This window comes from Sporolactobacillus putidus (assembly GCF_014647035.1).
Taxonomy (GTDB): Bacteria; Bacillota; Bacilli; order Bacillales; family Sporolactobacillaceae; genus Sporolactobacillus; species Sporolactobacillus putidus.
On record NZ_BMOK01000015.1, the window covers coordinates 45,206 to 66,079 of the forward strand.

Below are 20,874 nucleotides of genomic sequence, written 5' to 3' on the forward strand. Positions count from 1 at the left end.
ATATGAGTTCAAGAGATGAGAGACATCTTAAAGTTCTGGAGAAACTTGTGTTGCTCCAATCCATGCTTTATCAATACTGGCAGGAAAACCTCAAGGTAGAGCATAATCGTCAAATCTATGCTAAATTAGCCGGAGTGGAGCAGCAGCTGATCCGGCTTCTGCAGGCAGAAAACGTTCGTACCAATATTCACCGCTTGTTAAACGGGTCTGTTCTGTTCGCGCGTCTATTGGGATTTACGTTCGTCACCCAGTGGCTGATGAGAAAGAAGGAGCGCCAGATCAACCGCCTTTCCACTTCAAGCAACACGCAGCTCTTGGATAGAATCGAAAAAATCCGTGCTCTCGTTATACAGGAGAAGGAGTTGATTGATCAATTAAAGGAAAGCCGTCTCGATTTTGTCGGAGCAATTATTCTCGGCATGAACGATGCTCTTGTTGAGATTACGGGCAGTGTAGCCGGTTTCACTTTATCAATGTCCAACTCTTTTATGATTGCGATTGCCGGACTTATAGCCGGCATTGCCGCTTCACTGTCGATGGCGGCCAGCGAGTTTATGGCAGAAAGGTCGGAAGGGAATATTAAAAAAGCGGCTACTGCCGCGATCTACACAGGATTTTCGTATATCCTCACCGTCATTTTGCTTGTCCTGCCGTTTTTCCTGATGCCGAATAATCAATATATGCTGGCTCTTCTTGTCACCGTAATGATCTCCGTGGTTATTATTTTTATTTTCAGCTATTATATGGATGTTGCGAAAAAGATTGGTTTTAAACAACGCTTTTGGGAAATGGTCATCATTTGTCTTGGTGTTTCAGCCCTTACTTTTTTCATAGGGTTTGTTGTGAAAGCCTATTTGGGCGTTGGGGCGGGATCATAAAGAAACCGGATAAAACCGGCTCTTTTTCCCGTTTTTTAATTGACCGGACGGTGCTGCTTTTTCGCTGCAGCTGCAGCCCCTGCTGCGTGGCCGGTAACAAATGCGGCAGTAATATTGTAGCCTCCAGTGTAGCCGTGAATATCCATGATTTCGCCGCAGAAGAAGAGACCGGGCATGACTTTGGATTCCATTGTTTTCGGGTTGATTTCTTTTAGTGAAACACCACCGCCCGTAATGAATGCTTTTTCAATCGAAAGGCTTCCGTTCACCCTGACAGGGAGTGCTTTGAGCGCCTTTGTCATGTGCCGCATGTCTTCTTTTGAAAGCTCATGGGAATTTTTTTCGGCAGAAAGGTGAATCTCTTCATATAAGAAGGATAAATAGCGCTCCGGAACGATCCCTTTCCAAACGTTTTTGACCGCTTTTTTAGGTTCTGCCTTCGCCTTCTGAAAGAGCAGCTGAAAGAGCGCTTCCTCGTTAAGATCAGGGAGCGCATCAATCTCAATTGTCACATCTGACGTTTTGAATTTTTTCAGTGCTTTAACGACAAATTGGCTGAGTCTTAAAATGGCGGGACCGGACAGTCCGAAATGTGTGAAAAGAATGTCCCACCGGTGAGTCTGAATCGGTCTTCCTTGAGGATTCACAAGGGTGACGGCGACGTCACGCAGGGAGAGGCCCTGCAAGGTTTTCGATTGGATAAACGGTTCTGCAGACGTGAGCGGTACTTCGGTGGGATAAAGATCGGTAACAGTATGCCCGGCAGCTTTTGCCCATGAGTAGCCGTCTCCCGTAGAACCGGTCTGTGGAACCGACTTTCCGCCGACCGCGACAATGACGCATGGGGCGGCTATTTTCTCGCCTGCGGCTGTCTTCACTCCTTGTACACTTTCTCCATACAAAACGGCCTGCACGGGCTGGTTGACCCTGATCGTTACCCCGAGTGCATGAACCTTACTGAGCAACGCGTCCACCACCGAAAGGGCATTGTTCGAAACGGGAAACATCCTTCCGTGATCTTCTTCTTTCAACCGGATACCCAATCCTTCAAAGAAAGCGATGATATCCTGGTTGTTGAATGCCGAAAGTGCACTGTATAAAAATCTTCCATTGCCTGGAATGTGGCGGATCAGCTGATCAATAGGCATAGCATTGGTTACGTTGCAGCGTCCGCCGCCTGAAATAGCCAGCTTTCTGCCGAGTTTGTTTCCCTTGTCCATGAGCAGGACTCTGGCCCCACTCTCCGCTGCTGCAATCGAAGCCATTAAACCGGCCGGACCGCCGCCAACCACAATCACATCATAAGTCATTGCCGCATCCTACTCTCATTTTTGCATAGTCATATTAAAATCAGTTCCGTTTCTGACTATACCAGAAGATGAGTTTCTTTTCACCTCAGATTGTCCAATTGTTCTTTTATCTATCCGTTCTCAATTCACCTGTACGGCACAGCAGCAAAATAAGGCTAATGCCAGCAGATTAATCCAAGTTACGAACTCTTTTCCGGATAAATTTTCAGATGCAGCAAGGATTTTTTATTCGAAGACAATAGTTGACAAATTGAAGTGTGATATTTGTCACTGATATAAATATTTGATAGGATGTATGGTGTGGTCTTTTTCGATTTCTGCAAGAATGGCAGGATCGGACGAATTCTGATCGAGGTGTGAAGCATTGACGGAACAAAAACCTTTTCGTGTTTTACTGTATTATAAATATGTGACCATTGATGATCCGGAAACTTTTGCCAAAGAGCATCTGGATTTTTGTAAGCGTCTCGAACTGAAGGGGCGTATTCTGGTCGCAAAAGAGGGACTGAACGGCACATTGTCCGGAACAGCGGAGCAGACGCGGATTTACATGGATACGCTGCATCGCGACCCGCGTTTTGAGGATATGGTGTTTAAAATCGATGAAGCCGATGGCCATGCGTTTAAGAAAATGCATGTCCGGCCGCGAAAGGAAATTGTTGCGTTTAAACTTGAGAACGATATCGATCCACACCGGGTGACAGGAAAACACCTGAAACCTAAATCGTTTTACAACGCGCTTCAGGACAAGGATGCTATCGTTATTGATGCACGCAACGACTATGAGACACAGATCGGCCATTTCAGGAACGCGATATTGCCTGATATTGAAACATTTCGCGACCTGCCCAAGTGGATTGAACAGAATTTGTCGGACTATAAGGACAAGAAAGTACTGACTTACTGTACCGGCGGCATTCGCTGCGAGAAATTCAGCGGCTACCTGCTCAGGGCTGGGTTCAGGGACGTCAGCCAGCTGGACGGCGGAATCGTTGAATACGGCAAAGATCCGGAAGTGAAAGGGAAGCTCTATGACGGCAAATGCTATGTGTTTGACCAGCGTATAGCCGTACCGGTCAACCGTACAGACGAAGATCGGGTGATCGGTCATTGCCATCATTGCGGCAAGCCGACCGACCGGATCGTCAATTGTGCGAATCCCGAATGCAACAGGCAGTATATTTGCTGTGAAGCGTGCGAAAAAAAGTATCAACGTTCCTGCAGCGATGCCTGCCGGGAGCATCCGCGCAACCGTTGGGTTTTGGAGCATGGGAATCTAAAAGATGCAACGTCAGTTAAGTAACAAATATCTAATTCCCAACTCACATTTGTAACATAAATTATTCGAATTAAAGATGAGCATCTTCATTTGTTGGATAGGGTCTAAATCTAACAATGGGGGTGCTTTTTTATTGAAATGAATGCGGATTTTTATATTGAGAATTATATGTGCCACTGCCAGGCAAAAGGGATGAACCAAAAGACATTACGAACATATGAGCAATCCATCAAGTTATTTTTTGTTTATCTAAAAAATCTGAAGAGTGAAAGGTTCTGTGTAAATAATACAAAAGGATAACCCCTAAATGGGATTTTATGGTATCCTCTTATCTGCCAAGAAAGAGAGGAAAAATCGCCAAGGGTTATCTTTCTTCTAGTTTATCCTGTTCCTTCGCGGTTGACTAGTGCCATGTTGAAATTTATTGATTCTGTACTTCTGTTGTTTCGTTCCTGTTTTCATAGATTCGCCGCGTTTCAGTGGTTTGTTGTGATCATCATTGGTGATGATCCGTTCTGACTGTCGCGGGGTCACCTCCGTGATTCGTGATTTAGCGTTGAACCCAAATGGTTATGAGCCCCTGATTCATTTTTTCCGTTCCTCGGCCTGGTCTTTGACCGACCTGCGCCAACAGGGACTGGGTGTGGTACTCAAGTTCGCGCCTCTCAAACGTGAAGGGGACGCGGTGATTCTTGTCGGTGACGGGTCAAACAGGCCAAAGAAGCGCGCTACATGCCTAGCGTGAAGAAACTGTATCAGGAATCCGAGGACGTGTCCAAGGCTGCCTTCATCTTCGGTCATCTCTGGGGATCGGTGGGCATCCTCACCGGAAACGCCAAAAACGTTTTGCCTACCGCTCGCTCTTCGTCTTCACGACGGCGTACAAGCCATACGTCATTGGGAAAACAGCGATGAAGAACGGGGCTCTCATGCGGTGCAGATGATCGACCAGGGTTTTTCGGCAGCTCAGGTGTTCGGCCGGGTGCTGTTCCTGCTGGATCGCTATTTCTTGTCCGTTCCTGCACTTTGTCGTTTGAATCAGCGGAATCGGGAAGGCGACACGCGATTGGATCTGGTAACCAAAGCCAAAACTTTTTGCGTGGCCTATGAACACCCTGTTCAAACCGGACGCCGGGGCCGTCCCTGAAAAAAAGGAGCCCGTCTCAAATTGAAAACGCTGTTTGACACACAGGAAAAATCCTTCAAAACAGCAGCCCTTTCGCTTTACGGGAAAGAAGAGACCGTGTCCTATCTCTGCCGGGATCTGCTTTGGGGGCAGGAACTGTATCAGGAACTGCGCTTTGTTCTCGCCGTGATGGGCGAACGACGCGCCATCCTAGTCAGCACGGATCGGAACCCGACACCATCATCCGGCTCTACGCGCAGCGGTTCGCAACCGAAACAACCTTTCGTGCACTGAAGCAATCGCTCGGCGCGTTTGCCTATCATTTTTGGAGCTGGTCGATGTCCCGACTGAACCGATATCGCCAATCGGATGAAGCCGAGCCCCTGGATCAGGTGACGGATAGACACGCTCAAGAACGGATTCTCCACACCGTTAAAGCCATTGAGGCTCCATGATGTGCCACTGCATCGCGATGGGCCTGCTCCAAATGATTGCCCTCCGCAAGGAGAGCCGGCGGAAAAGCAAACTTTTCCGCATTTTAAGGACACCGTCCAAAGGGATAGCTTCAGAGGCCACGATCATGGCCCATTTACGCCAAACGATTTTTCAACGTTTGCCCGAAACCAGCATTTAATCCTAACACAAATCATTCAGGAAAAGCAGGAAACACCTGAAGTACAAGACGAATTACTGATTTCTTAGCATCCTAGAACTTTTGCCTGTCCAGTAAGTATAATAAGAGTGACAAAGAAACTAGAACCCAGTGAGGATGCTCCAATCATTAAAAAAATGTTTAAGCTCTACCCTGAGGGAATGTCTACAAAGGACATTGCTTTCAAGTTTGAGCGTGAAAATGTTGTGACCTCTACTGGCCTCATCTGGACTCCTGCTGGGGTTTCTCGGCTTCTTAATAATTCGGTTTACTTAGGGCATTCACTCTACGGAAAAACTACTCAAAAGAAGGTTAATGGGAAAAGAGTGACAATGAAAACAAAAAGGGAGGAGCAAATTCTGGTTGAGAATACTCATGGAGTTCTTATTTCTTAGGAAGACTGGGGACAAGTTCAAATAATTAAGGAGAAAAGGGCCTCTAGGTCGCCATCTTTGAAACTTGGTAAACATAAATTCTCTGGTCTCATTCATTGTGGCATTTGTGGAGGTGTTCATTCTTTTCAGACATCAAGAGGTAATAAAAAAAGAATTTCAAGCTGTCAAACTCGAAAATATAACGAGGATATGACTCAATATTCAGATTGTCAGAATAAAGAAGCGAACCTCTCCGAGTTCGAAAAGCTTTTTTATACTGAACTTGGTCAGTATGCTGATAAGCTGGAGGAATATGTTGATCTGATTAAAAAAATTAATAGAGGAGAGAAAATATGCTTATAGAGAAAAGTATATCCTTTAAAAATGGATTAAAGGATAAGATAGTTTTATTAACTGGTGCAGGTGGAGGAATAGGTTTAGAAACTGCAAAAGCATTAATTTATATGGGAGCAAAAGTTATTATAGCTGAAATAGATAAACAAAAACTGGTCCATGCAGAAAACTCTTTAAACAGTATATTTGGGAAAAACTCTGCAGAGTTTTATGAAATTGACCTATTCGATGAAAAACAGATATATTCTCTTACTTCTTACGTGAAAGAAAGATATGGCAGCATAGATGTCCTGTTTAATAATGCAACTATGACTGCTATTGGGGCAGTAGAAGAAGTTCCTATTGATGTATGGGACAAGAGTTATGCTGTTAATTTCAAAGCTCCTTTGTTATTAACTAAAATTTTTTTACCATTAATGAAATACAAAAATTCCGGTACAATTGTATTTGTATCATCATCTGGGGCCGCACCTTTTATGGGGGCATATGAAGTATTCAAGACAACACAGGTTGAATTGTGTAACACTCTGTTTGGAGAATTGGAAAACACTAACATAAAAGTATATACTGTCAGTCCAGGACTTGTGAAAACAGAAACAGCAATGAAAGGGATAGAAGCAGTTTCATCTCATATGGGAATAACAACCGAGGAATTTTATCAGATGAATGAAAGCCATATACTTGGGGTTGAAGAAGCTGGTACAGGATTTGCACTATCAATTTTAATGGCCGATAGATATAATGGTCAGGAAATTGGTTCTATACAAGTTTTGTCCGATTCTGGGTTATTATCAACCTTAGGCGATAAAGAAAATAACAAGGCTAAGGACTATCAAAAGATAGTACCAAAGATTATGAATGTGGTAAAGGTTTATAAGGAGCAATATTCGGGTTGGATGGGGAGAAATATTTTTGAGCGTCAATGGGTATTACGTGATTTTAAAAAAACAGTAGGATATTCTGCTGACCAGTTTCTTGAAATTATGCATCATATTGAATCAATAGTTGCTAACCAAAACATTCAGGAGTTAAGCTCTTATTCATCTAATTTTGAAAAATTAATGCTTTATTATCAGAGACAGTATAAATTACTTCAAGGGTTTGAAAAGAATCCCAAAAAACTAAAGGAATATTCTAAAGCTCTTCAACATTACATTGAAGATTTGAACTTTATCTGTGACAATTTATAACTGCTGACTTTAATGGGGTATGGGAGGTGTGTTATGAAATCAAAATCCAAAGTATAGGTGGCACTGTCAGTATTTTTTACATTTGTTATAGTTATTATTTACATAATGATATTTAAGCCTATTTCAAATGATACTGTGAGGATGGTTATAAGGCCAAAATTTGATGAGCTGGGAATTCTGAAGCATCTGCGTCAGGCAGGAATGACTAAGACCTTCGGCTTCTCCTGTGGCTATCTCTTCTGATCAGCCACACAACAATCGTGTTTACCCGGTTGATTCTTCTGGCGTGGCGGAATCGCTGCAGTTCAGACGAACGGACACTAGGTGGCATGTTTTACGAGCTTTGCGACAAAATGAGTGAACTGAATTGGGCTGTTGCCCTGACCCAGCTTCTGGATCTTCTCCATGAAGCTCTAGCCTGGACAAAAAATACGATCAAGAAGTGAATCATTTGTCAACTCCAGCAATGGATTGACAGACTACCCAACTATATCAAGGCTTACCTGCCAGAAATAAGCTGCGAAAGTTGAGTAAAGTAAGTTAGGCAACTAAAAATATGACCTTATTGCAACAAATGTTGATATAAATTTGAATAATGTTAGTTTTACAAATGTGAAGAAATCCTTTTATATTGCGGCAAGCCGACCGACCGGATCGTCAATTGCGCGAATCCCGAATGCAACAGGCAGTATATTTGCTGTGAAGCGTGCGAAAAAAAGCATCAACGTTCCTGCAGCGATGCCTGCCGGGAGCATCCGCGCAATCGTTACAATCTTAAGCTGGAACAGGAGCGGCAAAGAGAGGCCGCCGGACATCCCTGATTTAAAAAAAAGCGCTCTTCGGCCTTATTCACGTGATGAAGTCATCTGAAGAAACATTCAGATGGCTTTTTGCGTGTGCCCGCGGCGGTCAGTAGAAATGTCTATGCGAAAACGGCAGATAGTCATCGATCCTTTCGCGAATCCACTCTCCGGCCACACTTTTTTGGTAAACGACGTTGAAAATCCGGTTCCTGGCGCAGACTTCATAATCAAGCCAGCTTATCCTTGTCATCCGGATATGGTGTTCAAACAGGTCATCCTTGTTTTTCCTTATGTCGCTTGTCACACGATGGATTGCTCTGTCGATGACCGTGATGTAGCCTTCTCTGAATTTAGCACTCGTGATACCGATGACCTTTTTGTCGTGCTCCAGAGCCGTTCGTACCAGTGGAAGAAATATATACTTTTGAATCATCTTTTTTTCGTGCGGAGTCAATTCAATGGCCATCATGGATATCACCTGCATTCATTATAGGCGAATATATGTTCTTTTATCAACAACAAATCAGAAACCTCCCCCATACTTCGACGTACGGAAAAAGATCGCGACGGTCAATTAAGAAGAGAAAGCGGCCGTCCGATTTTCGGATGGCCGTTAAAAAGTATAAGTCGATGTTCCCGCTGCAATTCTTATAACATCTGTCTGCACACCGGCATCAAGCTCCGAAAGCGCGAGGTAATCTGGACGGGTGGCGCCCGGCATCAGAAAGGCGGAGATCTCCGCGCCTCTTCTTCTATATTTGTTAAGCTCCGCAATGATCTGCTCAGCGGGGAGAATACCGATTCCGTGACCAAAGTAGAGATTGTTCGGCAGATCGACTGCGTTTTCACCCTGCCACTGCGGTGTCTGGGGATTGACCTCGGGATTTTTAAAGTAGCGGACATCTCCGGGAATTCCAGATGTGATGTAGCTTACGTTTCTTAAAGGAAAAAAGGGGTGATTCTGCCAGTCCCAAAGATAGAGGTGCTGAAAAATAACATTGAAGCGTTCTTCATGCAAAGTTTCAATCAGAGCCTTATAAAAGACAATCATCATTGCAGTTGCGCACTCAAAGGCATAGGCGTCTCCATTTCTAAAGATGTCGCGTATGGCTTCCGAAGGCTGTCGCCCGGGTCTGAGCTCGAAACCGCCTTCACCTGTCAGAGACCAGAAAAGCTCGTTGCATGCCGAGTAATAAAAGGTGGCGAATGCGGCTCGGCTGTCCTGAAGAGCGTGTGCCGCAGCAATCGTTTCAGAACGGAACTTGATTTCAAAAGCCAGTTCGCGGCGGGACGGGTAAATGAACATTTCCGGTGAATGGATCATGGCCTGAACAATTTTCGAAGCGTTTTGTCCGATGACACTGAAGCTCTCCAATGAATCTGTTGTGAGCGTCTGACCTTCAACAATAATCACGCACCTTCACCCCCATAACGGCGCTCCCTGAGAGAACCGATCTGCTGGTTCAGAGGCTGTGCAATCCAGAATCGCCAGTTTCTCGGCTGTCGCTTCCGCAGTTGAGCGGAAAAGTTGGAAAGGGCAATCTGAGTCTTGCGTGGTAATTTTAAGAAAGCTAGGTAACTTCTTTTTTCTTCAGGCAAAAGTGTCTGGATCGGCTCTCCGTTCCGGGGCATGACCGCTTTTCCGAGATATTTTGCGCTGTAATGAATCCGGTAGGGCCTGCCGCCCGGAACGGCATCGTTCGTCTCCCCCGTATAGACCAGATAATGCCCGTTTTCTTCGTACCAGGTCTCAAAAACAAAAAAGGCGCTCTTACAGTCCAGAGTGTGACGGACTTCCGGAATAAAAGAGAGCATGCGCCGGGCATAATCGCTCTCCACAGTCTGGTCCGAAAGAAGATAATTGGCCAGATAAACCAGACAGGCAGGGTTTGCGGTTTCCAGCAGGGCACTGATCAAATAATGGCGCTGACTTTTGTTTTTATAACGGTAGAAAATGAGATCGATCATTTCTTTTGTCCAGTCCTGATGGTACGTGTGCAGAATATGAATCGCTGTTAGATCAATGACCTGAGCGTAATCTGTGGAAAGAATGTTTTTCCATCCGGTACGAAGTATCCAGAGGAGCGATCCGACAACAAGATCGTGTTGATCTGGAAAAGGGGCGTTCGTGTCAATTCCAAGGTCGGCTCCCTGAAGCACATTACGGATGTGGGCGAGAGCAATACGGTTGCGTGGATTCAGGACGGCTCCCCGTTCCTCTAATTGATCTTTCAAGGTGAACAAAGCCGGAAATTCAAGCTTCGGATCATTAATCAGCCTGAGTGCGCTTTTGATGTCTGTCTGACAGAGGTGTGTCCACTCTTCTTGTAAAGCGCCGGGACGTTCGCGGCGCAGACGATTCAGATGATTGCCTTGCTGCGTGTCGGCGTTCATCGCTTTCTCCTCCCATTAACGGTGCTTTTAACATGATTATGCATCACCGCAGACAATTATGATTTCGTAAACGCGCTCCGGCAAAAGTGTCAGGGTTTGTCGGATTATGATAAACTATAGAGAACAGAGAGACGTGAGAGGTGATTGATCATGAAAGAGTATTTGGATTTGTGCCGCAGAGTTCTGAAAGAAGGCCACCGGAAATCGGATCGAACCGGAACCGGAACGATCAGTGTCTTCGGTCATCAGATGCGCTTCGATCTCCAAAAGGGTTTTCCACTGATGACGACAAAGAAATTGCACTATAAATCGATTATTTATGAACTGCTTTGGTTTCTGAAGGGCGATACGAATGTAAAATATCTTCAGGATCATGGGGTCCGTATCTGGAACGAATGGGCGGATGAAAAAGGTGATCTTGGCCCAGTGTACGGTCATCAGTGGCGCTCGTGGCCGGGCAAAAACGGCGGGACCGTAGATCAGATTTCGAATGTGGTTGACCAGATCATTCACCAGCCGGATTCCCGCCGTCTGATTGTTACGGCTTGGAATCCTGCGGACATTCCGGACATGGCACTGCCGCCATGCCACTGCCTCTTTCAATTTTACGTCAATGACGGCAGGCTAAGCTGTCAGCTTTATCAGCGCAGCGCCGATATCTTTCTCGGGGTGCCGTTCAATATCGCCTCTTATGCGCTTTTGACGGAGATGATCGCCCATGTGGCAGGGCTGGAACCCGGGGAGTTTATCCATACATTTGGCGATGCGCATATTTACCTGAATCACGTCAGCCAGGTCAAAGAACAACTGTTGCGGACTCCCCGGCCGCTTCCTAAACTGAAAATTCTGCGTGACGTATCGTCCATTTTCGATTTTGATTATGATGATTTCAGGATTGAAGACTATCATCCTTATCCGCACATCAAAGGCGAGGTGTCCGTATGATTTCATTTCTTGTTGCGATGGACCGCAACCGGCTGATCGGTCGGGATGATGATTTGCCGTGGCATTTACCGGCAGATCTGCGCTATTTTAAAAAATTATCGACAGGCCATCCGGTTATCATGGGCAGGAAAACGTTCGATTCGATCGGAAAACCGCTTCCGGGGAGAAAAAATATCGTACTGACGCGTAATCCGGAGTTTGAACATGAAGATGTTGATGTCTTTCATTCTGCAGAAGATTTCTTGAAAAGCGGGATTCCTTTTGGAAAAGAATGTTTTGTCATAGGAGGAGCGCGAATTTTCGAAACGTTTATTTCTTATGCCGACCGTCTGTATATAACCCGGATTGATGCAGAATTTGAAGGAGATACATACTTCACGGTTTTTAATGAAGAAAAGTGGCGGCCTGTCTCTGAAATACCTGGAATACTTGATCAAAAGAATGTTTTTCCGCACACTTTTTTTGTCTATGAACGTGTGTGAATAGACTGCTTGAGGTTTATCATTAAGACAGTAGTTTATTCATCTCTTTCACCCCTTTGCACCCGGTGCATAGACTGTTAAAAAGGGTGACGGAGTTGATATGAATGATCGGTTACTCTCTTCAGCTTATCCTCTGTTATGGAATAACCGGGCTGATGATGGGATGGATGCTGGGCCTGCTTCCGTTTTGGCAAACGTGGAAAAAGCGTCACGTTGCCGCTTTCCTCTTCTTGATCATCGCATGGCTGCCTGTCGCAATTCTGGCCTTATTCGCTGCTCCGTTTGTGAACTTGATAGGGATTAAGGAAGAAACAGAACTTTAGAAAGGGGCTCCATCTTACGGGCCCTTTCGCTTTTTAACAGAGCCTGAATGATAAAAATAGACAAAGTGAGGGATGCCGGATGGTCCGGGAACAAAATATTCTGGACGTACCTCTGATCGCACAGATGCCCGAGCTTCCAAGAGGCTGCGAGGTGACCAGTCTGGCGATGCTTCTGGCTTATGCAGGCGTGGAGGCGGACAAGTTGACATTGGCCGGGGAGATACGAAAAAGCCGGATTCCGTATGAAAAGAAGAACGGAGATACCTATTTCGGCGATCCGAACGAAGGCTTTGTCGGATCGATGACCGATTTTCGATCCCCGGGACTTGGCGTTTATCATAAACCGATTGCAGAACTTGCCTCACGTTATCTCGGAACGCGCATCGTGGATTTAACCGGATCTGATTTTTCACTTGTGGAACATCAGATCGAACGGTGCAGGCCGGTCTGGGTAATTAACAACGAATGGTTCAGACCATTGCCGCAGCGCTATTTCCGGACGTGGTTTACCGAAAACGGGCCGCTGGACATTACATACAAGGAACATTCGGTTGTTGTCACAGGTTTTGACGATCAGTTTGTCTACTTTAATGACCCGCTGCGGCCTCAGAAGAACAGGCGCACGCCTAAGCAAAAATTTATTGCCGGATGGCAACAGCTGTTCAGTCAGGCTGTGTCTTTCCGATAATAGACGGACTTGGGGAATGTGGCCGGTACCCGTGGTAGGGATTTCGATCGGGATATAGGACAGGCAACTGCCGAAAGCAGATTATTAAACTTTTTTATAGAAAAAATTATCCTCAATGTGATGTTGATCACAGGGAAATTATATTTCTTGACAAAACCATGAATTTGCTTTAAAACCTAATATTAAACAGGTAAGATATATTCAGACTAAACTTATCCGGGTGATGACTATTTCTTTCCAGACTGAGCAAGAGACTGGAAAAAAATAAATTTTCATGCGATGATGCATATATGCACCACTTGAAAATCAGTTTTTTTGTTGCACCTTTGGATACGGGAAAACGAAAAAAATTGTCAATACACGGATTCGAATTGGCAAATAAAGGAGAAATGATGGGTATGGCTTCAAATGTATCAGAATTGATGACCTACAAGGCCTATTTAGCCGGAGAATGGAAACCGAGTTCTTCCGGCGAGACGATTGCCATAAAATCCCCTTATCTTCGCGAAACAATAGGTTTTGTCCAGGCCGTGACACAAGAAGAAGTGGATGAGGCAATCCGCGCAGCCCATGAAGCAGAGAAAAAATGGGCGGCATTGTCATTGAGTGAGCGTGGCGCCGTTCTGAATCGCTGGGCTGATGAACTTGTTAAAGATGAAGAAGAAATTGCCAGAGCAGTAATGCAGGAAGTGGGCAAGGGCTATAAGGATTCAAGAAAAGAAGTGGTGAGAACTGCCGATCTCATCAGGTACACTGTAGAAGAAGCACTGCATATGCATGGAGAGAGTCTGAGAGGCGATGGATTTCCGGGCGGACCGCAGAAAAAACTGGGTGTTGTTGAAAGAGAGCCGCTGGGTGTTGTTCTGGCGATTTCACCGTTTAATTACCCGGTTAATCTTGCCGCTTCTAAGATTGCTCCGGCGCTGATGGCTGGAAACGGTGTAATTTTTAAACCGGCAACTCAGGGATCGATCAGTGGCATCAAGATGATTGAGGCGCTCGATAAAGCCGGACTTCCTAAGGGAATACTCAGTCTGACAACCGGCCGCGGTTCAGTGATTGGTGACTACCTTGTTGAACATAAGGGGATCGACATGATCAGTTTTACCGGCGGATCGAGTACCGGGCGCCATTTGTCAAAACAATCGGCTATGATTCCGCTTGTCCTCGAACTTGGCGGGAAGGATCCGGCTATTGTCTGTGAAGATGCGGATCTTGACGTGGCGGTGAAGAGCATCATGAACGGTGCCTTCTCTTATTCCGGCCAGCGCTGCACGGCGATCAAGCGTGTTCTCGTGAATGAAAAGGTTGCAGACAAGCTGGTTGCGATGCTCAAGAGCCAAGTAGAAAATTTGTCCGTTGGTTCTCCGGAAGAAGACAGCACGATCGTACCGCTGATCGACGATAAATCCGCAGACTTCGTCCAGAGTTTGATCGACGATGCGCTTGCAAAAAATGCAACGCTCGTTACAGGCAACAGCCGTAAAGACAATCTTATCTATCCGACTTTGCTCGACAACGTTACGGAAGAGATGGACGTTGCCTGGGTTGAACCATTCGGACCTGTTCTTCCCGTTATCCGGGTGAAAACGGACGAGGAAGCCATTAAACTGGCTAATAAGTCCGAGTTTGGTTTGCAGGCCAGCATTTTTACACAGGATATTGACCGCGCATTTGCCGTTGCGAAACAGGTCGAGGCCGGTACGGTTCAGATTAACGGACGTACGGAGCGCGGACCGGATCACTTCCCGTTCCTCGGAGTCAAGGCATCCGGGATGGGCGTGCAAGGGATACACAACAGTCTGATCTCGATGTCTCGCCAGAAAGTGACCGTTATGAATTTGAAATAATACGATTAGAAAACTTGGCGAAGCTAAGCCCTGGCGCAGACTGAGCCTTAGTTGTGACGGCCAGGACGGCCTAATGCCGAACATGCCGCAGGACGCGGCGATCTGTTCGGTCCCTAACACTATAATCCTTAAAATTTTATACTCTCCTATAGTGTAAAAAAAGAGAAGCGGGAGGCTTCTCTTTTTTTCGGACTTTTTCAGGATATAGTTTGGAAAACGGGAGGACTGGATATGCGTGCCTTTTCGATAAAAAGATTGGGAAGCAGGATTTTCCCTGGTAATAATGGACAGTTATCAGTAATAGTAGGGGCCCGGTCCATAGAATCCCCCATAGGGTCCGTAATAAGGGCCCGGTCCATATGGAGGTATCGGGCCGTAGGGATACGGCCTGACGCCGATGATCGAGCCGAGCCCGACACCGAGCAGTCCCCCTGCAAAGCCTCCTAAGAAAGGGAGACCGAAGAAAAAGACTCCGGGATTGCGGTTATCCGACTCAGGGTTAAATGTGTCGAATGGCTTCAGATACACTTTTTCTTGATCGACGGAATCGACGATACCATTATAGACATTCCCGTCATTGCATTTAATTTCAACAGGCTGGTCAACTAAAGCACGGCATTTTTCATAATATTCATTAGACGACATGTAAAACCTACCTCCCTGTCACCGGAATCTTGAAATTTAATTGCTCCGGCTGTCTAAACAAAATTCCATCTTGGCCTATTCTTAATCTATGTCGGGGGATCGGGAAAGAGCGGGCATCTGTCCATGGGCAACAGCGGATTTATAGTTAAGAACCCAGTAACATCCGTTTCCTACTCATAAGCGATTGATTATTGTCGGATACCCAGAAAAAAATTATTTGAGGGAGGGATGTCCAACATGAAGAAGGAGGAACTGCTGGAAGACGGACGGACAGATTTTTCTATTCGGCCGATCATGAAGAAAGATCAAAAACAGATTGAGACGCTCGCGCTGAAACACTGGGGCGAAAAAACGATGATCGTACACGGAAAAAAGTATGATCTGACCACACTGCAAGGGTTTTTGGCCGATGACAGCATCCGCATCATTGGTTTTGCAACCTTCAATACAACCGGTGGAACTATGGAAATTATTTCACTGGACAGTTTTGAAGAAAATCGAGGCGTCGGTTCGGAACTGCTTGCTGCAGTCATTCGTCTGTCAATGGTCAAAAAAATGGACCGGTTATGTTTGACGACAACAAACGAGAATCTTCGGGCACTGGAATTTTACCAAAAAAGAGGATTTTCCCTGACGGAGCTTCGTGTCGGGGCGGTTAATAAGGCGCGAAAGCTCAAGCCGTCCATACCGCTTCTCAGCCCGGACGGAATTAGGATCGAACATGAGCTTGAGCTCGACTATCATTGCCCTCTTCCATGAATGATTGGAATGAATAAGACACTGCTTCCGCCCCAACTGGCTAACCGAGGAGACGGTCAGGCTGCAGTAAAAACGGCTTGTTCCGGCTTTTGTGTCGGCAAGTCAGACCGCCGTGTTTCACAGCCGGTGTTTGATTTCGCATCAGGAATAGCGTACAATAAATTTATCTGATAAAAAGGAAGTGGAAGCAACCATGTTCTTATCTGTTATTCTTGCACTGAAATTGGCCTGAGAAGGTGAAGTCTGCCTTCTTAATCAGTACGTTTTACGGCCAGTCGGGTGCGGTAACAGATAAAGGTTTGCTTCTGCTTAATTCGTGGAATCGTCTGCGGACAAGAAAAGGGATGGGGCGCCTTGACTCCGTCCCTTTTTTGTTATGGACGGATTTCAAGGGACCTTTCTGGTTATCGGCCCCGGAGGCCGGAATGAAAGGGGAATAGAGAATTGTTATTGATTGAAGCGAAAGACTTGTCTTTTTCATACGGAGACAAGCTGATTTATAAACAAATGAATTTCCGCCTGATGGAAGGCGAGCATATCGCGCTCGTCGGGAAAAACGGAACCGGGAAATCTACATTTTTAAAGCTGCTGACGGGCAAGCTTTTACCTGACAGCGGGATCATTGAAAAGAAAAGGGATCTGCACGTTGGTGTAATCGAACAGCACTTGCATTTTGGAAAAAATAAAACAATTTTTACTTTCCTGCAGAGCGCTTTTCAGGAATTGCTGGATGCGGAGAGTAAAATGAATAAACTGGCGGAAAAGATGCAAGACACTGATATTTCTGATGGTGTGATTGAAGAATACGGCCGGCTTCAGGAATTGCTGATGGCTCATGATTTCTACATGATCGATGCGCGGATTCATGAAATGGCGGACGGTCTCGGACTGACCGCAATCGGTCTCGACACGAACGTCGGACAGATGAGCGGGGGACAGTTAACGAAACTCTGCCTCGCCAGGCTTCTGCTTGAGGCCCCTGAAATGCTGCTGCTTGATGAGCCGACAAATTATCTTGACGTGGCGCATATCCACTGGCTGACCGATTACTTGAGAAGCTACCCGCATGCTTTTATCGTTGTGTCTCATGACACGGCATTTCTGAATCTGATCTCGGGTTTTGTCTACCACCTGGAGAATCACGAACTGATCCGCTACGTGGGCAACTACCAATCTTTTCTTAAACAGCATGAGGCGCGCGCCGAGCAGCATGCGATTGCTTTCCGCCAGCAGCAGAGGGAAATCAGGAAACTGGAGACCTACATTCAGAAAAATAAGGTGCGGACCGCTACAGCAAAACAGGCGAAAAGCCGCGAGAAGAAACTCAGTAAAATTGAACGGATAGATCCCCCGGTTTCTGTTCGGAAGCCGCGGTTTCATTTCACGGTCGATAAGCAGCCGGTACGGATGATTTTTTCTGCAGAAAAAGTCAGCATCGGCTATGAACGGCCGATTCTTCCATCAATTGATCTGAAGATCATGCGCGGTGAAAAAGTGGCCATTGCCGGTCATAACGGGATCGGGAAAACCACATTTATAAGAACGCTGCTTGGTGAAATTGCGCCGCTGTCCGGAAAAGTCATGATCGGCGACCGAGTTGTTCCCGGGTACTTTGCCCAGCTTTCCGCTCCGCTGGCTCTTGCGCCGCTCGAGTGGATGATGGAGCAGTTTCCGCAGCTGCCCGAAAAAGTGCTGCGGCAGCATCTGGCCCAGTGCGGGGTGTTCGCGGAGCATATGCGCCAGCCGATGAATACATTAAGCGGCGGGGAGGAGACAAAAGTAAGAATTGCCAGGCTGATGCTTCAGAAAAGCAATGTGCTGATCTTTGATGAACCGACAAACCATCTGGACGTGGACGCAAAGGGATCGCTTGGTGAAGCGCTTGAGAGGTATGACGGAACCATTGTCATGGTCAGTCATGAACGCAGTTTTTATGAAAATTGGGTAACAAAGGTTTGGGATATTGAGAACTGGTCGGCACACGCTGAGATATCCGATGACTAATCCTGCTCTATTCGGTTGACAATCTAATTCAACTTCTGCTAATTTTAAGAAGTTATCAGAATCGAAAGGACTAAAGGGTGGATCAAGTGGCCGATAGGAAAAATGCAGATCTGGATGAAGACACATTATCTGCGGTTTCCCGGATCTTTAAAGCTGTATCGGAACCGACGCGAATCCGGATCCTTTACCTGTTATCGCAGCAGGAGTGTTCGGTGACCGAGATTGCTGAAGGACTTGAATTGCAGCAGTCCACAGTCTCGCATCAATTACGCTTTTTGAAAAACCTGCGTCTTGTCAAATCGCGCCGCAGCGGGAAAACGGTTTATTATTCAGAGGAAGATGAACACGTGATGAACCTGCTGGCGCAGACGATCGACCATGCACGCCATGGTTATGCAGATAAAATCAATTGATTCTCTTCTTCTCCACACGATGACAAATGCCGCTTCACTGTTCTTCCAAACGCATATTATGGAAATTATCCAGCGTGCGAGGAGGAAAAAGAAGCTTGCTAAACGACGATATCTGTTCAAGATGCCACAAGCTGGTGAATCAGTGTGTTGAGATCCGCTGCCACGACGGCTCTATTCATCGGGGGATGCTGACCAGGATTGACGGTCGCAACGTATATATTCAGCCTTTGGATGGGGTCCGGTCTGACGGACCCGGAATGTTTGTGTGGGGCTGGGGTTGGGGATTCCCGATTGCTCTGGCATCAATCGCAGCAATAACGGCCATCGCTCTTTTCTGGTAATACAGAATCAGGGTACAGTTAAGCCGCAAAAAAGGGAACATATATTTATGAGAGTTTCTCCGGAGTGAGAACTCTTTTTTTTAAAACTGGCGAAAACTTATAGTATTATTCAATGGCGAAAAGTGAAAAAAAGGCGGCCGTTTTTATTGGTTATTTGAAAAACATTTGATATCATAAATGCAAAATAAGATCGTGTTTTTCTGTTGCTTTTCGATAAAAATTGTTAAGCTAAGGATAAGATTAAGTTTAAAAAGTTTTACTTGCCGGAAAGAGGCGGAAATGGATTGAATAAAAGTGAAGCATTGATTCTTCTTAGAACCAAAGGTTTTAAGCACACGGACAAACGTGAAGATATATTGGAACTTTTTGAGGAGAGCGGAGGCTATTTGTCTGCGAAAGAGATTCAGGCTGCATTAAAGGATGCTTATCCCGGTATCAGTTTTGATACAGTCTATAGAAATCTTTCTCTGTTCAAGGAACTTTTGATTCTGGAGGAGACCGAACTGGACGGGGAAAAGGTGTTTCAGTTTCATTGTACCGAACATCATCACCATCATCTTATTTGCCTCCGTTGCGGGAAAACCAAGACGATTGAAGTGTGCCCGATGCAGGATCTTTCAAAGCTCGATCCTGATTTTAAGGTGACCGGCCATAAATTTGAGATCTATGGTTACTGTAAAAACTGCCAGGAAGAAATGCGGCATAAGAGCAGAAAGAACAATCATTCATCAATGACCGTGAGCCCGAGAGCATGATTTTTCCATAACAGCTGTTCCACACTGTTTTGCTGATTTCGTCTGCATCGGATAACCAGAATAACTCGGGGGAAGACGGCGGATGGGCGTGCCGACATCCGGCTTCTTGTCTTTGTAAGCAAGTAATCAATGGCGAACCCGGTTAGAAATCCGCTGGTACTGGCAATGATGCCCCAGACAATCGGTCCCCAGACAAGGCGGAAGCCGATGCTTGCTCCGATCACGCCCAGAATGGTAGCAAAAATTGCTGCCAAATCAAATAAACTGGTTCCATCTTGATAATTTAGCGAATCAAATAAAATAGGCTCATCCGGACGCTGTTTCAAAGTGAAAGCGATGATGTCCTCTTTCTCAATTCCTAAATCCATAAGGGACGCCAGAGTCATTTCAATGAATAGTGAATGATCGAAAACACAGAGAATTTCTATCAAGGCTGTTCCCCCTTTTTAATAAAAGAAATGTGTGTGCTTTCCGAATGCCATTCTTTCTCAAGGTAAGCCCTTTGTTCGCTGTCAAACAGTTTATTATGTTCAACTGTTTTTGAGTAAGCATCAAAAGCCGCGCCGAATACGAGTGAGGGGAAGAAAAGAAGCCATTCCATATTAAGGATTTCCTTTGCCTCGCCCGGTTTTCCATAAAAGAGCAAGTGAACACTGTCCAGATAATGTGAGTTGTATGTAATGACAAGCATCCAGATGAGCAGAGCAAAAGCGGTTATGATCCTCCGGTTATACAGCTGACCGAGTCCGGGAAAAAGAAGTGACCAAACTCCTGCCGCCCATGGAACGCGTTTATCGAGAAAGCATACTTCGATTGCCGACATGTCGAAAACGGGCAGTTCGAATGGCTCTTTTTCAGCAAGAAAAAAATTTTTATTCAGATCGACGGTTGACCGGTAGCTGTCCCAGATACAAAAGATGTAAAATGGGATATAGATAATCAGTAATCTTGTATTCAGCACATGCTTTGCAAGATCAAATTCTCCAGTAAACGTATAAACCGTTGCCAGATTGAGATTGGATTGAACATTTAAAAAAATTTCGCAAAGAAACAATATGTTTCCCTTAATGTGCATGTTCAAAAGCATGTGCCCGAAACCGGGGAGTGCTGAAGACCACCAGGCGATGACAACGGGGTTTCGATAGTGGATCTGCGAGGTTCCGAAACAGTTAAGAACGGCTTTGTAGCGTCTGGCCATTTTCAATCCCCTCCTGGCTTTATAAAAAAAAACAGGCAAAAAAATGTCAGCAATCTATGTGAATAGTCACTTCATAATTAAAAATAAACTGCTATAATAATGTTCCAAAGA

At 45.6% G+C, this 20,874-nt stretch carries 24 protein-coding genes and 2 pseudogenes; 18 read left to right on the forward strand and 8 right to left on the reverse strand.

Going from position 1 to position 20,874, the window contains the following annotated elements; genetic code table 11:
* Nucleotides 1-2: 2 nt before the first annotated feature.
* Entirely contained in the window at nt 3-878 is an 876-nt protein-coding gene (locus IEX81_RS14085) for a VIT1/CCC1 transporter family protein (protein WP_188804475.1), read from the forward strand.
* 35 nt (nt 879-913) lie between these two features.
* Here IEX81_RS14085 and IEX81_RS14090 read toward each other — a convergent pair whose 3' ends face one another.
* On the reverse strand, nt 914-2,188 hold the full coding sequence (locus IEX81_RS14090) for a BaiN/RdsA family NAD(P)/FAD-dependent oxidoreductase (RefSeq protein ID WP_188804478.1): 1,275 nt from the start codon (nt 2,186-2,188) through the stop codon (nt 914-916).
* Between the two features lie 364 nt (nt 2,189-2,552).
* On the opposite strand from IEX81_RS14090, the gene trhO reads away from it, so the two are divergent.
* Nucleotides 2,553-3,491 (forward strand): oxygen-dependent tRNA uridine(34) hydroxylase TrhO, encoded by a 939-nt coding sequence (gene trhO / locus IEX81_RS14095; RefSeq protein ID WP_188804480.1) that lies wholly within the window; start codon nt 2,553-2,555, stop codon nt 3,489-3,491.
* An 826-nt stretch (nt 3,492-4,317) separates the two neighbouring features.
* Here trhO and IEX81_RS16620 read toward each other — a convergent pair.
* Complete coding sequence (locus IEX81_RS16620) at nt 4,318-4,581, reverse strand: hypothetical protein (RefSeq protein WP_229727629.1); 264 nt, start codon at nt 4,579-4,581, stop codon at nt 4,318-4,320.
* A 54-nt stretch (nt 4,582-4,635) separates the two neighbouring features.
* Here IEX81_RS16620 and IEX81_RS16625 point away from each other — a divergent pair, with 54 nt between their 5' ends.
* From IEX81_RS16625 to IEX81_RS14120, 6 genes and pseudogenes are all read left to right on the forward strand, one after another.
* Nucleotides 4,636-4,887 carry a hypothetical protein gene (locus IEX81_RS16625; RefSeq protein WP_229727630.1) on the forward strand — a complete coding sequence of 84 codons (252 nt, stop codon included), beginning with the start codon at nt 4,636-4,638 and terminating at the stop codon, nt 4,885-4,887.
* 447 nt (nt 4,888-5,334) lie between these two features.
* Complete coding sequence (locus IEX81_RS14105; RefSeq protein WP_188804482.1) at nt 5,335-5,640, forward strand: recombinase family protein; 306 nt, start codon at nt 5,335-5,337, stop codon at nt 5,638-5,640.
* A gap of 57 nt (nt 5,641-5,697) precedes the next feature.
* The gene (locus IEX81_RS16910; RefSeq protein ID WP_188804484.1) at nt 5,698-5,982 is read left to right on the forward strand and encodes a recombinase zinc beta ribbon domain-containing protein; all 285 of its coding nucleotides are present in this window, start codon (nt 5,698-5,700) and stop codon (nt 5,980-5,982) included.
* Nucleotides 5,973-7,163 carry an SDR family NAD(P)-dependent oxidoreductase gene (locus IEX81_RS14115; protein ID WP_188804487.1) on the forward strand — a complete coding sequence of 397 codons (1,191 nt, stop codon included), beginning with the start codon at nt 5,973-5,975 and terminating at the stop codon, nt 7,161-7,163. Before IEX81_RS16910 ends, IEX81_RS14115 begins: the two co-directional genes overlap by 10 nt.
* A gap of 239 nt (nt 7,164-7,402) precedes the next feature.
* Nucleotides 7,403-7,693: pseudogene (locus IEX81_RS16630) on the forward strand (IS4 family transposase); the annotation flags it as partial.
* Nucleotides 7,694-7,792: 99 nt separating this feature from the next.
* Nucleotides 7,793-7,984 (forward strand): annotated as a pseudogene (locus IEX81_RS14120) (oxygen-dependent tRNA uridine(34) hydroxylase TrhO); the annotation flags it as partial.
* Between the two features lie 88 nt (nt 7,985-8,072).
* On the opposite strand, the gene IEX81_RS14125 reads toward IEX81_RS14120, so the two are convergent.
* From IEX81_RS14125 to IEX81_RS14135, 3 genes are all read right to left on the reverse strand, one after another.
* Complete coding sequence (locus tag IEX81_RS14125) at nt 8,073-8,432, reverse strand: YhjD family protein (protein ID WP_188804489.1); 360 nt, start codon at nt 8,430-8,432, stop codon at nt 8,073-8,075.
* Between the two features lie 147 nt (nt 8,433-8,579).
* Nucleotides 8,580-9,380: a protein-glutamine gamma-glutamyltransferase gene (locus tag IEX81_RS14130; RefSeq protein WP_188804491.1), complete on the reverse strand. Its 801-nt coding sequence runs from the start codon at nt 9,378-9,380 to the stop codon at nt 8,580-8,582.
* Nucleotides 9,377-10,360 carry a hypothetical protein gene (locus IEX81_RS14135; RefSeq protein ID WP_188804493.1) on the reverse strand — a complete coding sequence of 328 codons (984 nt, stop codon included), beginning with the start codon at nt 10,358-10,360 and terminating at the stop codon, nt 9,377-9,379. The genes IEX81_RS14130 and IEX81_RS14135 overlap by 4 nt, the downstream gene beginning before the upstream one ends.
* 150 nt (nt 10,361-10,510) lie before the next feature.
* Here IEX81_RS14135 and IEX81_RS14140 point away from each other — a divergent pair, with 150 nt between their 5' ends.
* From IEX81_RS14140 to IEX81_RS14160, 5 genes are all read left to right on the forward strand, one after another.
* The gene (locus tag IEX81_RS14140) at nt 10,511-11,305 is read left to right on the forward strand and encodes a thymidylate synthase (RefSeq protein ID WP_188804495.1); all 795 of its coding nucleotides are present in this window, start codon (nt 10,511-10,513) and stop codon (nt 11,303-11,305) included.
* Nucleotides 11,302-11,787, forward strand: coding sequence for a dihydrofolate reductase (locus IEX81_RS14145; RefSeq protein ID WP_188804497.1), 486 nt, complete (start codon nt 11,302-11,304; stop codon nt 11,785-11,787). Before IEX81_RS14140 ends, IEX81_RS14145 begins: the two co-directional genes overlap by 4 nt.
* A 104-nt stretch (nt 11,788-11,891) precedes the next feature.
* Complete coding sequence (locus IEX81_RS14150) at nt 11,892-12,110, forward strand: hypothetical protein (protein ID WP_188804499.1); 219 nt, start codon at nt 11,892-11,894, stop codon at nt 12,108-12,110.
* Nucleotides 12,111-12,189: 79 nt separating this feature from the next.
* The gene (locus tag IEX81_RS14155; RefSeq protein ID WP_188804501.1) at nt 12,190-12,798 is read left to right on the forward strand and encodes a C39 family peptidase; all 609 of its coding nucleotides are present in this window, start codon (nt 12,190-12,192) and stop codon (nt 12,796-12,798) included.
* Between the two features lie 398 nt (nt 12,799-13,196).
* Nucleotides 13,197-14,648, forward strand: coding sequence for an NADP-dependent glyceraldehyde-3-phosphate dehydrogenase (locus IEX81_RS14160; RefSeq protein ID WP_188804503.1), 1,452 nt, complete (start codon nt 13,197-13,199; stop codon nt 14,646-14,648).
* A gap of 294 nt (nt 14,649-14,942) precedes the next feature.
* Here the strand turns inward: IEX81_RS14160 and IEX81_RS16790 are convergent, their stop codons facing one another.
* On the reverse strand, nt 14,943-15,293 hold the full coding sequence (locus tag IEX81_RS16790; protein ID WP_308424090.1) for a hypothetical protein: 351 nt from the start codon (nt 15,291-15,293) through the stop codon (nt 14,943-14,945).
* A gap of 237 nt (nt 15,294-15,530) precedes the next feature.
* Here IEX81_RS16790 and IEX81_RS14170 point away from each other — a divergent pair, with 237 nt between their 5' ends.
* The 5 genes from IEX81_RS14170 to IEX81_RS14190 all read left to right on the forward strand — a co-directional run bounded on the left by IEX81_RS14170 (nt 15,531) and on the right by IEX81_RS14190 (nt 19,565).
* The gene (locus IEX81_RS14170) at nt 15,531-16,052 is read left to right on the forward strand and encodes a GNAT family N-acetyltransferase (RefSeq protein ID WP_188804505.1); all 522 of its coding nucleotides are present in this window, start codon (nt 15,531-15,533) and stop codon (nt 16,050-16,052) included.
* Between the two features lie 444 nt (nt 16,053-16,496).
* Nucleotides 16,497-18,056, forward strand: coding sequence for an ABC-F family ATP-binding cassette domain-containing protein (locus tag IEX81_RS14175; RefSeq protein WP_188804507.1), 1,560 nt, complete (start codon nt 16,497-16,499; stop codon nt 18,054-18,056).
* A gap of 77 nt (nt 18,057-18,133) precedes the next feature.
* Nucleotides 18,134-18,469 (forward strand): ArsR/SmtB family transcription factor, encoded by a 336-nt coding sequence (locus IEX81_RS14180; protein WP_373292387.1) that lies wholly within the window; start codon nt 18,134-18,136, stop codon nt 18,467-18,469.
* Between the two features lie 95 nt (nt 18,470-18,564).
* Nucleotides 18,565-18,810 carry a hypothetical protein gene (locus tag IEX81_RS14185; RefSeq protein ID WP_188804509.1) on the forward strand — a complete coding sequence of 82 codons (246 nt, stop codon included), beginning with the start codon at nt 18,565-18,567 and terminating at the stop codon, nt 18,808-18,810.
* 284 nt (nt 18,811-19,094) lie between these two features.
* Complete coding sequence (locus IEX81_RS14190; RefSeq protein ID WP_188804511.1) at nt 19,095-19,565, forward strand: Fur family transcriptional regulator; 471 nt, start codon at nt 19,095-19,097, stop codon at nt 19,563-19,565.
* Here IEX81_RS14190 and IEX81_RS14195 read toward each other — a convergent pair.
* Both IEX81_RS14195 and IEX81_RS14200 read right to left on the reverse strand, forming a co-directional pair.
* On the reverse strand, nt 19,532-19,996 hold the full coding sequence (locus tag IEX81_RS14195; protein ID WP_188804513.1) for a hypothetical protein: 465 nt from the start codon (nt 19,994-19,996) through the stop codon (nt 19,532-19,534). The two genes, IEX81_RS14190 and IEX81_RS14195, sit on opposite strands and share 34 nt — an antisense overlap.
* The gene (locus IEX81_RS14200) at nt 19,993-20,763 is read right to left on the reverse strand and encodes a DUF5683 domain-containing protein (RefSeq protein ID WP_188804515.1); all 771 of its coding nucleotides are present in this window, start codon (nt 20,761-20,763) and stop codon (nt 19,993-19,995) included. The genes IEX81_RS14195 and IEX81_RS14200 overlap by 4 nt, the downstream gene beginning before the upstream one ends.
* Nucleotides 20,764-20,874 lie beyond the last annotated feature (111 nt).